This window comes from Streptomyces sp. NPDC008079 (genome assembly GCF_042957385.1).
Lineage (GTDB): Bacteria > Actinomycetota > Actinomycetes > Streptomycetales > Streptomycetaceae > Actinacidiphila.
The window spans coordinates 1-13,327 of record NZ_JBIBIC010000024.1 but is presented as its reverse complement, the minus strand read 5'-3'; the positions used below and the strand labels follow the sequence as shown (position 1 = coordinate 13,327).

Below are 13,327 nucleotides of genomic sequence, written 5' to 3'. Positions count from 1 at the left end.
ATCACGCTCTCGCACATCATGAGCGCGCACGACACCAATCTGCTGGGCACCGTCCACGGCGGCGTCGTCATGAAACTGGTGGACGACGCGGCGGGCGCCGTCGCGGGACGGCACTCGGGCGGCCCCGCCGTCACCGGCGCGATGGACGAGATGATCTTCCTCGAACCGGTCAGGGTCGGTGACCTCCTCGCCGTGAAGGCCCAGGTCAACTGGACCGGCCGCACCTCCATGGAGGTCGGCGTCCGCGTCATGGCCGAGCGCTGGAACGAGTCGGGCGTCGCCAAGCAGGTCGCCAGCGCCTACCTCGTCTTCGTCGCGGTCGACGTCGAGGGCAAGCCCCGGCACGTACCGCCCGTCCTGCCCGAGACCGACCGCGACCGCCGCCGCTGGCAGGAGGCCCAGATCCGCCGCACCCACCGCCTGGCCCGCCGCCGCGCGATCGTGGAGCTGCGCCGCCGCCGCGCGGCCGAGGGCCTGGACGACCAGGGCGTGTCCTGAGCGGTTCGGAAAGACGGCCGGGGGCCCCGGGGACGCACCCCGAGACCCCCGGCCGTCCGGCCCTCAGGCCGTTGAGCAGCCGATCCGGTCAGCAGCGGATCAGTTGAGCAGCCGGTCCGATCAGCACCCCATCCGATCAGCGCCCGGTCCGATCAGCGCCTCATCCGGTCAGCACCCGACCTCGTCACCCGTCAGCGCGGAGTCCATCGTTCCCGACGCCCCGCCGTCGTCCGCCGTCACCGGCGTGACCGCCTTGTAGTCGGAGCCGAGCACCACCTTCATCGTCTTGCCCTGGCCGGGCACGGCCACCAGCTCGGAGCCGGGCAGCGCGGTGGCGAGGGACTGCGCGGAGCGGTCCCAACGGGGGTCGTAGCGGATCACGGTCCGCGCGCTGGGGTGCTCGGACGTCCCGGGGGTGCCGACGGTCGAGAAACCGGTGGCGGCCAGCGCCTTCTGCGCGGCGGCGGCCAGCCCGCTGGTGTCGGTGCCGTTCTGGACCGAGACCCTGATGGTCGCGGGGTCCACGTCCACCTTGACGCCCCTGTGCTTCCTGGCCGTCTTGTGGTGCACCGCCAGCGGCCGGTCCGCGCGGATCGCCGCCCACATCTTCCCGGCCTTGGCGGTGTCCCACTTCACGGTGGAGCCGACGCCCGGGACGGAGTAGTCCGTGTCGCTCAGCGGCACGGAGCCGAACTCCGACGAGCTGGCCGTGAGGCCCTTCATGCCCTCCGCGAGCGCGATCAGGTCACCCGCCTTGAGGTTCTGGTCGGCGCGCACCGACCCGAGCACGGTCGAGGCGACCCGGCTCAGCTCCAGCGGGTTGGCCAGCGTCCCGCCGCTGGTGATCTTGTGGATGACCTGGGCCACGAACCGCTGCTGCCGCTGCATCCGCCCCAGATCCGCCGCCGCGTCCAGATGCCGGGCGCGTACGTACTGGAGCGCCTGTCCGCCGTCCAGCTTCGTGGTGCCGACCGGCAGGTCGAGGCCGGTGTAGGAGTCCTTCAGCGGGCGCGTCGTGCAGACCGGGACGCCGCCGATGACGTCGACCGTCTTCATGAAGCTCGTGAAGTCGACCTCCAGGTAGTGGTCGATGTGCACACCGGTGAGCTGCTCGACGGTACGGACGGTCAGCTTCGGGCCGCCGTCCGCGTACGCCTGGTTGATCTTCGCCGGGTGGGTGTCCGCCTGGACCTCGGCGGCGGGCGCGGCACTCGCCGTACCGGAGGCCGTACCGGAGGCCGTGCCGGACGGCGTGGCCGAGGGTGCGGCGGACGGCGTGCCGGGCGGTGACGCGCTCGCCGGAGGGGACCCGGAGGACGACGCGTCCGCCGACGGCTGGTCCGGCAGGCGTACGTACGTATCGCGCGGGATGCTCACGATGCTCGCGTGCGAACGGTCCTCCGACAGGTGCACCAGCATGATCGTGTCGGTGCAGTGACAGGGCGCGCCGCCCAGGTGGTACGCCTTCCTCGTCGCCGGGTCCAGGCCGTCGCGGCCGTCCGTGCCGACCAGCAGGAAGTTGGTGCCCTTGGACCCGTCGGGACGCCCCTCCATCCCGCCGAAGGCGTCCACCCGGTCGATCGCGCCGCTGACCCCGTTCAGCACGGCGTGGCCCACCCCGCTCGCGGTGATGATCAGCAGGGCCAGGCCGCCGATGATCCGGGTGCTCCAGCGGATCGGCGGACGTCGGCGCGCGGGGGGCACTCGGGTGGGCGGCACACGGGTGGGCGGCACAGGGAATCCCTCCGTGCGGTGACAGGGGCGTGCGTGCGGACCCGTTCAGGCTAGGGACAAATAGGACAGTAGGTCTTGACCCCACGCGCTGGGGTCCCCCATTAGCGGTAACGTTTGCCGCGATGAACGCCGCCGCTCCTGACCCCGCCACCCGTGCCGCCGCGCCGCAGAACCCCGCGCCCCCGGCAGTCTCCGTGATCATGCCGGTGCTCAACGAGGAGCGCCATCTGCGCGACTCGGTGCGGCACATCCTGGAGCAGGACTATCCGGGCGAGCTGGAGGTCGTCATCGCGCTGGGCCCGTCCACGGACGGTACGGACGCGATCGCCGCCGAGCTGACCGCCGCCGACCCGCGGGTCCACACGGTGCCCAACCCCACCGGCCGCACCCCCGCCGCGCTCAACGCGGCGATCAAGGCGTCCCGGCACCCGGTCGTCGTACGCGTCGACGGGCACGGCATGCTCTCGCCCGACTACATCGCCACCGCCGTCCGCCTCCTCGACGAGACGGGCGCGGCGAACGTCGGCGGCATCATGCACGCCGAGGGCGAGAACGACTGGGAGCGCGCGGTCGCCGCCGCCATGACGTCGAAGATCGGCGTCGGCAACGCGGCCTTCCACACCGGAGGCGCCGCCGCCCCCGCCGACACCGTCTACCTCGGCGTCTTCCGCCGCGAGGTGCTGGAGCGGCAGGACGGCTACAACGTGGAGTTCATCCGCGCCCAGGACTGGGAGCTGAACTACCGCATCCGCGAGGCCGGCCACCTCATCTGGTTCTCGCCCGAACTGCGCGTCTCCTACCGGCCGCGCCCCACCGTGCGCGCGCTCGCCAAGCAGTACAAGGACTACGGCCGCTGGCGGCGCGTCGTCACCCGCTACCACCGCGGCTCGGTCAACCTGCGCTACCTGGCCGCCCCCGTCGCCCTGTTCGCCAACGCGGCGGGCATCGTCGTCGGCGCGGCCGTCACCCCGTGGGCGCTGCTGGTGCCCGCCGCGTACGTGGCCGCCATCACCGTCGGCTCGCTCCCGGCGGGCCGCGGCCTGTCCTTCGGCGCCCGGCTGCGTATCCCGCTCGTCCTGGCCACCATGCACATGTGCTGGGGCTACGGCTTCCTCACCAGCCCGCGCTCGCTGGCCCGCCGGGTGATCGCCAGCCGCCGCCCCGCGGTGCGCGACGCGGAGTCGGGACAGCGGGGCCAGCACGACGTCCAGCAGGGACAGCAGGACGGGCAGGGCCAGCAGGACGGCCAGCAGACGGAGACGGCCCGCGCGGAGGCGTGAGCCGCTCCCCGCGCGGGCCGGTCGTACCGCCTGCCGGTCCCGCCCTCTCCCACCCGCGTGCTACCAGCGGTAGATCGGCAGCACCTCCATGCAGCCGGTCGTGTCCGCGCCGTTCACCGCCTCCGCCGTCGTCGGCACGGAACCGCTCTTCGGCAGCGTCTTGCTGAAGTCCGTACCGGTCTTCCAGTCCGCGCCGATGGTCAAGGTGATGGTGTCGACGTCCGCGGACGCCTTCACATTGCCCGCCGGGATCTTCAGCGCCTTGCCCACCGCCGTGGCGTCGGCCTTGCCCTGGTCACCGCTGCTCGTCGGATACGTGAGGGTGGTGCCCGGGCTCGGCTTGGTCTGCTGGCTCGCCTCCGCCTTGGTGAAGCCCGCGGTCTTGAGCGTGGTGGCGATACCGCCCGCGCGGTTCGGCGTGGCCACGCCGTCCGAGGTGCCCGCGGTGCCGTTGACCACGGAGACCGCGATGGTGTCGGAGGCCGCGGCGGCCGGGCCCTGCGGCGCGGTCGTGGCCGGTGTCGTGGCGGGCGCCCCGCTCGCAGGGGTCTTCGCCTTGCCGTTGCCGTCCATCGCCACGTCGTTGCGCAGCAGCGACCAGACCTGGGGCGCGTCCGCCGACGGGATGTAGTGCGCCAGCGGGGCCTTCGGGTCCGCGTCGTGCGGCATCGTCAGCATCGTGATGCGGTCCGACGGCACGGTCTTGAGCTGCATGCCCAGGTCGTACAGCTTCTTCGGGGTGCCGATCTCCTTGGAGACCTCGAACGCCTCCATCGCGGTGGTCGCGATCTTGTTGAGCTTGCCCGGGTCGGTGAAGAGGTTCTGGCTGCGCAACTGCCGGATCAGTGCGCTCATGTACATGTGCTGCGCCTTGGCCCGCGCGGCGTCGCTGCCCCAGGCGTGCCGGGTCCGCAGCCACTTCAGCGCGGTCTCGCCGTAGATCTTCTGCTTGCCCGCCTTGAGGTGCAGGTGCGAACCGCCGGGCTGGGCCGGGGTCGAGTGGTCGTCCACATTCTGCTTCACGCAGACCTCGACGCCGCCGACGACGTCGGCCATCTTCACCACACCGGAGAAGTCGATGGTCAGCCAGTGGTCGATGTAGACGCCGGTCAGATTCTGCACGGTGGCCAGGGTGCAGCCCGCGCCGCCGCGGCCGAGCGACGCGTTGATGATGTCGTTGACCGGCGCGAACTTCTCGTGCGTCTTGGGGTCGGTGCACGCCGGGATGTTGACGCGGGTGTCGCGCGGGATGCTGACCACGGACATGTTGCTGCGGTCCGCGGACAGGTGCGCGATCATGATCACGTCGGCGCGGGCGGCGTCGCCCACGGTGTTCTTGGCGCCGCCGAGCTTCAGATCCTCGGGGTCGTTGCGGCTGTCGGAGCCCAGGATGAGGATGTTCATCGCCGTCTTGCCGGCGGCGTTGGCCTTCGTCTTCGCCACGGTCGAGCTGCCGCTGACGCGCTCGCCCTTGCGGATCTTGCCCGCCAGGTACTCGTAGTAGCCGTAGGCCGCGCCCGCCGAGCCGAGCACCGCGACCGCGGCGCCGATGGACACCCACTTCAGGACCCTGCGCTTACGGCTCTTCGTGCGCCGCCGTGAGCCGCCGCGCCGGTGACCGCCACCGCCCGCCGCGCCGCGCTGGCCCGGTATTCGCTCGGGTGGCTCCTGCCCGCCGTCGGAAGAGGCGGGGTCGGCGTCCGGTCCCGCGCCGGAGCCCGCGCCGTCGTCGCCGCCGAAGTCCGTACCTGATGGCGCGCCGGGCGCGTAGGCGCGGGCGTCGTCCCGGTACAGGCTCTCGTCCCATCCCCGGTGGTCCGGGTTGGGTGCCGTACCGAAGCCGTTCCCTCCCACTGTCCCGTCGCGCATCCCGAACCTCCCTGTGGCGCGCATCGTCATCACGGTGACCGGCCGCGCGCCTTCGCGCGGGGTGTACGGACGGTGCACGCCGACGCGCCGCCCTACCCGGGTCATACTGGGTCGCCCCACTGTCAGACGGCTGTGAGCGGCGAGGAGTTGCACCCGGAGATCGTCAATTAGCGGACGCCGGGACTCCGGCGCCCGCCCGGATCACGTCAGAGGGTGACGGAGGTCACGGCGGTCACCGCATTCACCGTATTGACCGCATTCACCGCGTCTACGGTATTCACCGCGTTCGTCGCGTGCGCGACATCCGCGACGTCACTTCACGCACGCCGTGTCGGCGGCCTCGGTCTTCGGGAGGTCCGAGGGAGCCGCGGTGGGCGGGCCGATCGGGGTGCCGGGCGCCGTGAAGTCCTTGCCGAGGGTCAGCTTCATGTACGCGAGCGGCGCCGCGTCCGTCGTGCCCTGCTTCAGCGCGGAGGCGGGCAGCCCCATCATCGCGGCCAGCGAACGCGCCTGGTCGGCCTGGTTCGGCGCGTACTCCAGGACGGTCCTGGCGGTGGCGGGCGCGTTGCCGCCGTTCGCCGAGCGGTTGACGCCCTGGGTGTTCTGGAGCCAGTTGACGGTGCTCTGCGCCGCGCCGAAGGTCCCGCTGCCGTTGAGCACGTTGACGCGGGTGTCGTGCGGGGTCGCCTTCGGCCCGGTCAGCCGGGGGTCGGGCGTGGCGGACGGCTTCTTCACCGCGGTCAGCGACACGTCGTTCTTGATCAGCGCGAAGAGCTGCGGGGCCTTGACCGGGTCGACGACGACGGTGGCGTGCACCTTCTCGTTCGGGTTGTCGAGCACCGGCAGGGTGGTGAAGCTGATGTGCTTCTCGTCCACCTCGCTGAGGTCCTTGGCCAGGCTGGTGAGCTTGCTCACGCTGCCGATCGCGCTGTCCACGGTGAGCGCCTTGGTGGCCGCGTCCGCCAGCGTGAACAGCTTCTTCGGGTTGGTCAGCGTGCCGCTCGACTTGATCTTCCGGATCATCGCGCTCAGGAAGTTCTGCTGGAGCTTGATCCGGTCCAGGTCGCTCTGGTTCTTGAGTGCGTGCCGGGTCCTTACGAACTCCAGCGCCGTCTCGCCCTGGATGTTGTGCGGACCCGCGCTCAGGTTCAGATGGGACTTCGGGTCGACCAGCGGCCGGGCGAGGCAGACGTCGACACCGCCGACGGCCGTCGACAGGGCCTTCACCGCCTCGAAGTTGACCATCATGAAGTGGTCGATCGGCAGCCCCGTCATCGCCGTCACCGCGCGCATGGTGCAGCCGGGGTCGCGGCCGTCCACGCCCAGGCTCTCGTTGAACTTGGGCGTGGTGAGCTGCGCGGGCGTGCCCGGAACCGTCTTGGTGCTGCCGTCCTTCTGCTTCGTCGGGCAGTCGGGGATGGAGGTGACGATGTCGCGGGGGATGCTCATCGCGGTCGCGTTGCTGCGGTCGGCCGACACATGGAAGAGGATCGTGGTGTCCGCGTGGCCGACGCTGCCCGCGTCGCCGTACTTCTTGCCGAGGCCGACCCGGCTGTCCGTGCCGATCACCAGCACGTTCATCGGACCGGTGTGCGTGACGTCCTTGCTGCCCGCGTTGCCGACGTCCACCGTCGTGATGTTGTTGTTGAAGTGCTGGTAGACGAGGTAGCCGCCGACGCCGACCGCCACCAGCACGAAGCTCACCGTGCCCGCGGTCCACAACAGGACCTTCTTCTTACGGGACTTCTTGTTCCTCGCCTTGCGACGGCTGGTCGGCGTGGACACGTCGGCCGAGCCGCCCCCCAGTCGCGCCGAGCCGGTGGTGGAGGTCGTGGCACCGGTCCTGGCCGCGAGGCGGGCCGCGCGCCGGCCGCCGGGGGGCGGGGCGGGGCTGTCCGTCGGGCCGGTCCCGGCCCCGGCCCCGGCCGCGTCGTCGTCTCCTGCGGTGGGAGCGGAGTCGCGCCCTTGGCCGCGCCCGGCGTCCCGCGGTGCGGGGGAGGCGTCGCGGTGACCGCTCTGCCCCGGCACGGTGGGCCTCGGTGCCGCGTCCGGCTCCAGCCGCAACTGGTACGTACCGGTCGCCGGGTCCAGGACCCACTGGTCCGCCGGGTCGATGTTCCTACGGCCTTGCGTGTCCACGGTCGCTCGGGTCCTCCATCCGGGATCGGCCGGATCGCTCACACTAGCCCCACAGTTCAGCGCCGATGCGCGCCCGTGACAAATCGAGCGCCCCTACAACCGGACAAAGCTGCCGATCCCGCCTGCCGACCAGGTGGACTCTTTAGCGGGATTTCACCCGCTCTTGCCACAGATGTCGCGGTCCGCGGTCGTCCCGCGGTACGTGGGGCCCGTGGGGGTGGTCGTGGGCGTGGCCGTAGAGGTCGAGCCCGCGGACGGGGTGCCGGGCGTACGCGTACCGCCCGCGCTGTCACCGCCGCCGTCTCCGCTGTCCGGCGCCTTGTCCGACACGTTCACCGGCCGGTCGTCGCGCAGCGTCTTGAAGAGGGTGTCGGCGGCGGGCTGGACGAGCTGGTCGCGGTTGATGTCGTTGACGTACTGCTCGCGCGGCACGGTCAGGAAGTGCACGTTCCCGGTCGGTATCTGCTGGAGGCTGTGCGCGAGGGTGTACAGCTCGCTCAGCGAGTCCAGGCCGGGGTCGGCGGTCAGCGACGAGGTGGCGGCCGACAGCAGCGGGTAGAGCTTGGTCGGGTTGAGCAGCACGCCGTTGCTGCTCACCTTCTTCAACAGCGAGGCGAGGAACGCCTGTTGGCGGTCCATCCGCATGGTGTCGCTGCCGTCGCCGATGCCGTGCCGGGCGCGTACGTATCCCAGCGCCTGCTCGCCGTTGAGCGTCTGCCGTCCCGCGGGCAGGTCGAGGTGCGCGTACGTGTCGTGCACCGGCTCGGCCAGGCACACATCGACACCGTTCACCGCCCCGACCATCTTCTTGAAGCCGTTGAAGTCCACGATCAGGTGATGGTCGACGCGGATGCCGGTCATCTTCTCGACCGTACGGATGGTGCAGGCCGCGCCGCCCGACTCGAACGCCCAGTTGAACTGCTCGAAGCGCTCGTGGTCCTCCTTGCCGCTCGGCAGGGTGCAACGCGGCACGTGCGTCATCAGGTCACGCGGGAGGCTGACGGCGGTGGCGCTCTTCCGGTCGGCGGATATGTGCAGCAGGATCGTGGTGTCCGAGCGCTGAGTGCCGCTGTCCTGGCCGTACTTGCTGTTGCCGTTCCCGCGGTTGTCCGAACCGATCAGCAGGATGTTCTGGGCCTCCGTCGGGCCCTGCGTGGGGCGCTCGGAGGCGTGCACCTTCAGGTCGTTCTCGGTCGCGGTGTCGGTCGTGATGTTGCCGTTGAGCCGCTGGTAGAGGTACCAGCCGGTGCCCGCGCAGGCCAGTACGAGTACGGCGGTGCACAGGGCGACGACCTTCAGCCAGCGCCAGTTCTTGGGGGTGGCGGGCTCCTCCGCCGGGGCGGCGGCGGGGCCTTCGACCGGCGGCGTATCCGTCTCCGTATCGGCGGCCGGCTCCGCGGCCTTTTCCGTAGCGGCGGCCTTTTCCGTAGCGGCGTCCGTCCCCGCGTCCGCGTCCGCTTCGGCCTCTGGTTCTGCCTCGGCCTCGGCTTCGGTCTCCGCCTCTGCCTCTGGTTCTGCTTCCGCTTCGGTCGTCGGCTCGGCGGGCTCGTCCGACCGCGCCTTCTGTGTGCCGGACGCGTCGTCGGAGCCGTCGGAGGCGGGGGGAACGGAGTCACCCTGCGGAGGCTCTGCTGGCGTGGTCACGTCGGGGCCCGTCTCTCGGAAGTCGCCGGTTACCGGGGACAGGCTTGCGATTACCCGCCCGGCATTCGTTCAGACAGCCGAATACGGTGGTTGGTTGCCTGGGTACCCGAAATCCACAGACAGCTGTTGACGAGCTGTGACGGAAGTGACGACAGGGGCGTCCGGCGAGGCCGGGGCGCGTGACCGCTACGGAGATACGGTGACGCGCTCGGCGTCCTTCCGCTTGGCCAACTGCTCCTCGGGCAGCCGGTCGAGGTTGCGGCAGAGCACCACGGAGGCGTCGGCGGCGAGCGGCGCGAGCAGCCCGGCCGCGAGCCCGTCCCACGTGTCGAAGGACAGCGGCGACAGCAGCCGTCCGCCGCGGCCGAGCCCGAGCGCGGCGGCCGACGCGCGCGCCTTGGCGACGACCTCGGACGCGGTCAGCACACCCCCGCTGTCCGGCAGTACGAGCGCGGGCGCGTCCGGGCCGACCGGCGCGTACGGCGCGAAACGGTCGCCCTGGCTCGGCACCTCCACCGCGTAGTCGACGAAGCCCGCGGGCGGCTGCGGGAAGCGTCCGCCCAGCGGCCGGAGCGCGAGCGCGACCCGCTCGCCGCCGCAGGCCCGCGCCGCGTCCAGGGTGTCCGGGCCGCTGACCACCAGGTCGGCACCGGCCGGATCGCCGCCGGGCGCCACGACGACGCCCGCCGAGAAACCGGCCAGCACCCACACGGCCGTCTGCCAGTGTGCGGGCAGCAGCAGCGCCAGCCGGTCGCCGGGCTGCGCGCCCAACTCGTCCTGGAGCAGATTCGCGGTCTTCGCCACCCAGTTCCCGAAGGTCGCCACCGACAACTCGACGCGTTCACCCGTCGCGTCGTCGTAGAAGGTGACCAGCGGGCGGCCCGGATCACCGCGCAGCGCGGCGTCGAGCAGCCCGGCGGGAGTCGCGGGGCCCTGGGGAGTGCGGGGCGTGTCGGGCGTGTTGGCGGTCGGCGTCACGCGTGTCAGGCTACCCCCAGCGATCACGACGGCCTGTGCCCGTACGGGTACGGGGGCCGGTTCCCCGTGCGGCCGTCGCGCGTGGCGTCCCCGCCCGACTCGGCTCGTCCGAGTCGGCCCGTCCGACTCGGCTCGTCCGACTCGGCTCGTCCGTACGGGTGTCAGTGCGGCGGCGCGGCCGACTGTCCGTCAGTTCGTGAATACTCATCTTTACGGCTTATGTCACTATGCTTGCCATGCGAGCACACCCCGCCTCCGCCGTCAGCGCGGAGCGCCCCGTGGAGAGCCCTGCGGCAACCGAAGCGATCCTCCTGGTCGGGGGCAAGGGCACCCGGCTCAGGCCGCTGACCGTGCACACCCCGAAGCCGATGGTCCCGGCGGCCGGAGTCCCGTTCCTCACCCACCAGCTCGCGCGCGCCAGGGCCGCCGGGGTCGAGCACGTGGTGCTCGCCACCTCCTACCTCGCCGAGGTCTTCGAACCGCACTTCGGCGACGGCTCGGCGCTCGGCCTGCACCTCGAATACGTCACCGAGACCGAGCCGCTGGGCACCGGCGGAGCCATCCGCAACGTCGCCCACCGGCTGCGCTCCGCGCCCGGCGACCCCGTCCTGGTCCTCAACGGCGACATCCTCACCGGCCTCGACATCCCCGCCCTCGTCGGCACCCACCGCGCCACCGGCGCCGACATCTCGCTGCACCTGACCAAGGTCGCCGACCCGCGCGCCTTCGGCCTCGTCCCCACCGACGCGGACGGCCGCGTCACGGCCTTCCTGGAGAAGCCGCAGACGCCGGAGGAGATCGTCACCGACCAGATCAACGCGGGGTGTTACGTCTTCACCCGCTCGGTCATCGACACCATTCCGGCCGGGCGGCCGGTCTCCGTCGAACGCGAGACCTTCCCCGACCTGCTCGCCGCCGGCGCCCACCTCCAGGGCATGGTCGACTCCACCTACTGGCTCGACCTCGGCACCCCGCAGGCGTTCGTCCGCGGCTCCGCCGACCTCGTACTCGGCCACGCGCCGTCCCCCGCCGTCGCCGGCCTCGGCGGCGACCACCTCGTCCTGACCGGCGCCCATGTCGCCGCCGGCGCCAAGCTCTCCGGCGGCACCTGTGTCTCCACGGGCGCCGTCATCGGGGCCGGCGCCCGCGTCGACGGCAGCACCGTGCTGTCCGGCGCCACTGTCGAGCCCGGCGCCGTCGTCCGCGACTCGCTCGTCGGCATCGGCGCCGTCATCGGCGCCCGCACCGTCCTCGACGGCGCCGTCGTGGGCGACGGCGCGCACATCGGCCCTGACAACGAACTGCGCGACGGCGTACGGATCTGGTGCGGAGCCCGGATTCCGGCGGGCGCGGTGCGGTTCTCGTCGGACCAGTAGGGCGGGGGCTCGGCTTTACGGGGGCGGGGCGGCGGGCGCGTCGGAGGGGGCGGATACGCTCGCCGGGTGCCTCTCCCGCGACCTCGACCCGCCTCCACCACCGCCACCGCCGCTTGCGCGGGGTCGGTGTCATCGGCGGCTCCCGCGGCTCCGCGTACCCGGTCCTGGTCGCCTGCCGGGCCGCTCGACATCCGGCTCACCCTCAACCCGCTCTGCCGCGGTTATGGCGACCCCGCCTTCCGGATCGACCCGGACGGCACCGTCTGGCGGGCCAGCCGCACGCCCGACGGCGCGGGCACCCTCCGCCTGACCGGAAGTCCCGCCACGATCGAGGCCCACGCGTGGGGGCCCGGCGGCCAGTGGCTGCTCGACGCGCTGCCCGCGCTGCTCGGCGCCGACGACGATCCGGCCGCGTTCACGCCCCGGCACCGGCTCGTGCACGCCGCGCACCGGCGCCACCCAGGTCTGCGGCTGACCCGTACCGGGCTCGTCCTCGAATCGCTGATCCCCTCCATCCTGGAACAGAAGGTCACCACCACCGAGGCGTACCGGGCCTGGCGGCTTCTGCTCCACCGCCACGGGGAGGCCGCGCCGGGGCCGGCGGGCGCCGAGCGCATGCGCGTCATGCCCGACGCGCGGGGGTGGGCCCTGGTCCCGTCCTGGGACTGGCACCGGGCGGGGGTCGACAACAAGCGCGCCTCCACCGTCCTGCGGGCCGTCCGGGCCGCCTCCGCGCTCGAAGGGCTCACCGCCCTTCCACCCGGCGAGGCGGCCACGCGGCTCCAGACGGTGCCCGGGATCGGGCCCTGGACGGCTGCCGAGACGCTTCAGCGCAGTCATGGGGCCGCCGACGCCGTGACGGTCGGGGACCTGCACCTGCCGCATCGGGTCGGGTACGCCCTCACGGGTGAGCGTCGCTCTTCCGATGAGGTCATGCTCGGTCTTCTCGCGCCCTACGCAGGTCAGCGGCACCGTGCCGCCCGCCTCATCCTCCTCAACTCTCCCGCCCCGCCCCGCCGCGCCCCCCGCCTGGCCCCCAACCCGCCTGGCCGCTAGCCCTTTTGCCCTTTGTCTTTGCCCGCCCGCCCACCCGTGCGGGTGTTTTCTTCGTCTGCGGGTGCCGCTTGTGCCTGGGTCGGTGCCGGTCCGGGGCACCTCCTCGAAATGCGGCTGCCTGGTCTTGCTCATCCGGCACCGTCCCTGTCACCGCATTTCTGCGGGGGCACCCCGGCCCGTCCCCTCCCGGTACGTCGGCGTCCGACGGTCCGGTGGGGGTTGCCGGGGGAGGGGGTTCTTTCGGCGAGCCGTCCCGCGCAAGTGGCCCCTCCCGGTGGGCTGCGGAGCTCGGGCCCTTCCCCAAGCGCCCAACAAAACCCCTGCGGCTAGCCCCACACCCGCCCTGAGCACCAGGTGACCCCTTAACCCCCCGCCCCCCCACCCCCTCCGGCGGCCGTCAGGTTGCGGGCCCGAGCCGAACCGTCGAACCCCGCAAGACCCGGGCCCCGCCCCCTTCACCCAAGCGAAGAGCCGGGCGGTGCATGGCCCACCCCCCCGGCCCCCCCTGTCCAGCCCACCCGTTCCCGCCCACCCGCCTGGACGGCCGGGCTCCCACTCACCCCCCTCCCAGCACCCCCACCGGCGGCCGGACGCCGACGTACCGGAGCCCACCCACGCCCGTTCCGGCACCACGGCGGACCGTCGGCCGCCCCCGCACCTAGGCCGTTTCGTTCGGATCATCTGATCGTTGGTCCGGGTGTGCCGTTAAGCGACGCGCAGTGGGCGCGGATCGAGCCGTTGTTGCCGGACCGG

At 72.2% G+C, this 13,327-nt stretch carries 8 protein-coding genes and 1 pseudogene; 4 read left to right on the top strand and 5 right to left on the bottom strand.

The window, feature by feature from the left end:
• Positions 1-18 precede the first annotated feature (18 nt).
• Positions 19-498 carry a hotdog domain-containing protein gene (locus tag ACFZAM_RS33555; protein ID WP_391051690.1) on the top strand — a complete coding sequence of 160 codons (480 nt, stop codon included), beginning with the start codon at positions 19-21 and terminating at the stop codon, positions 496-498.
• A gap of 168 nt (positions 499-666) precedes the next feature.
• Here the strand turns inward: ACFZAM_RS33555 and ACFZAM_RS33550 are convergent, their stop codons facing one another.
• Positions 667-2,232, bottom strand: coding sequence for an LCP family protein (locus ACFZAM_RS33550; protein ID WP_391051516.1), 1,566 nt, complete (start codon positions 2,230-2,232; stop codon positions 667-669).
• Positions 2,233-2,354: 122 nt separating this feature from the next.
• Here ACFZAM_RS33550 and ACFZAM_RS33545 point away from each other — a divergent pair.
• Positions 2,355-3,401, top strand: a pseudogene (locus ACFZAM_RS33545) (glycosyltransferase family 2 protein); the annotation flags it as partial.
• Positions 3,402-3,572: 171 nt separating this feature from the next.
• On the opposite strand, the gene ACFZAM_RS33540 reads toward ACFZAM_RS33545, so the two are convergent.
• From ACFZAM_RS33540 to ACFZAM_RS33525, 4 genes are all read right to left on the bottom strand, one after another.
• Positions 3,573-5,381, bottom strand: a complete 1,809-nt coding sequence (locus ACFZAM_RS33540) for an LCP family protein (protein WP_391051514.1) — start codon at positions 5,379-5,381, stop codon at positions 3,573-3,575.
• Positions 5,382-5,693: 312 nt separating this feature from the next.
• Positions 5,694-7,520, bottom strand: coding sequence for an LCP family protein (locus ACFZAM_RS33535; protein WP_391051512.1), 1,827 nt, complete (start codon positions 7,518-7,520; stop codon positions 5,694-5,696).
• A gap of 153 nt (positions 7,521-7,673) precedes the next feature.
• Positions 7,674-9,164: an LCP family protein gene (locus ACFZAM_RS33530; RefSeq protein WP_391051510.1), complete on the bottom strand. Its 1,491-nt coding sequence runs from the start codon at positions 9,162-9,164 to the stop codon at positions 7,674-7,676.
• Between the two features lie 186 nt (positions 9,165-9,350).
• The gene (locus ACFZAM_RS33525; protein ID WP_391051508.1) at positions 9,351-10,142 is read right to left on the bottom strand and encodes a TIGR03089 family protein; all 792 of its coding nucleotides are present in this window, start codon (positions 10,140-10,142) and stop codon (positions 9,351-9,353) included.
• Between the two features lie 236 nt (positions 10,143-10,378).
• Between ACFZAM_RS33525 and ACFZAM_RS33520 the strand changes: the two genes are divergently transcribed.
• Together ACFZAM_RS33520 and ACFZAM_RS33515 are read left to right on the top strand one after the other, a co-directional pair.
• Positions 10,379-11,518: a sugar phosphate nucleotidyltransferase gene (locus ACFZAM_RS33520; RefSeq protein ID WP_391051506.1), complete on the top strand. Its 1,140-nt coding sequence runs from the start codon at positions 10,379-10,381 to the stop codon at positions 11,516-11,518.
• A 66-nt stretch (positions 11,519-11,584) separates the two neighbouring features.
• Positions 11,585-12,574: a DNA-3-methyladenine glycosylase family protein gene (locus ACFZAM_RS33515; protein ID WP_391051504.1), complete on the top strand. Its 990-nt coding sequence runs from the start codon at positions 11,585-11,587 to the stop codon at positions 12,572-12,574.
• The last annotated feature ends 753 nt before the right edge of the window (positions 12,575-13,327 follow it).

Coding starts and splice junctions, on each gene's coding strand:
- ACFZAM_RS33555 (WP_391051690.1), top strand. CDS start 19: ATGAGCGCGCACGACACCAATCTGCTGGGCACCGTCCACGGCGGCGTC.
- ACFZAM_RS33540 (WP_391051514.1), bottom strand. CDS start 5,381: ATGCGCGACGGGACAGTGGGAGGGAACGGCTTCGGTACGGCACCCAAC.
- ACFZAM_RS33520 (WP_391051506.1), top strand. CDS start 10,379: ATGCGAGCACACCCCGCCTCCGCCGTCAGCGCGGAGCGCCCCGTGGAG.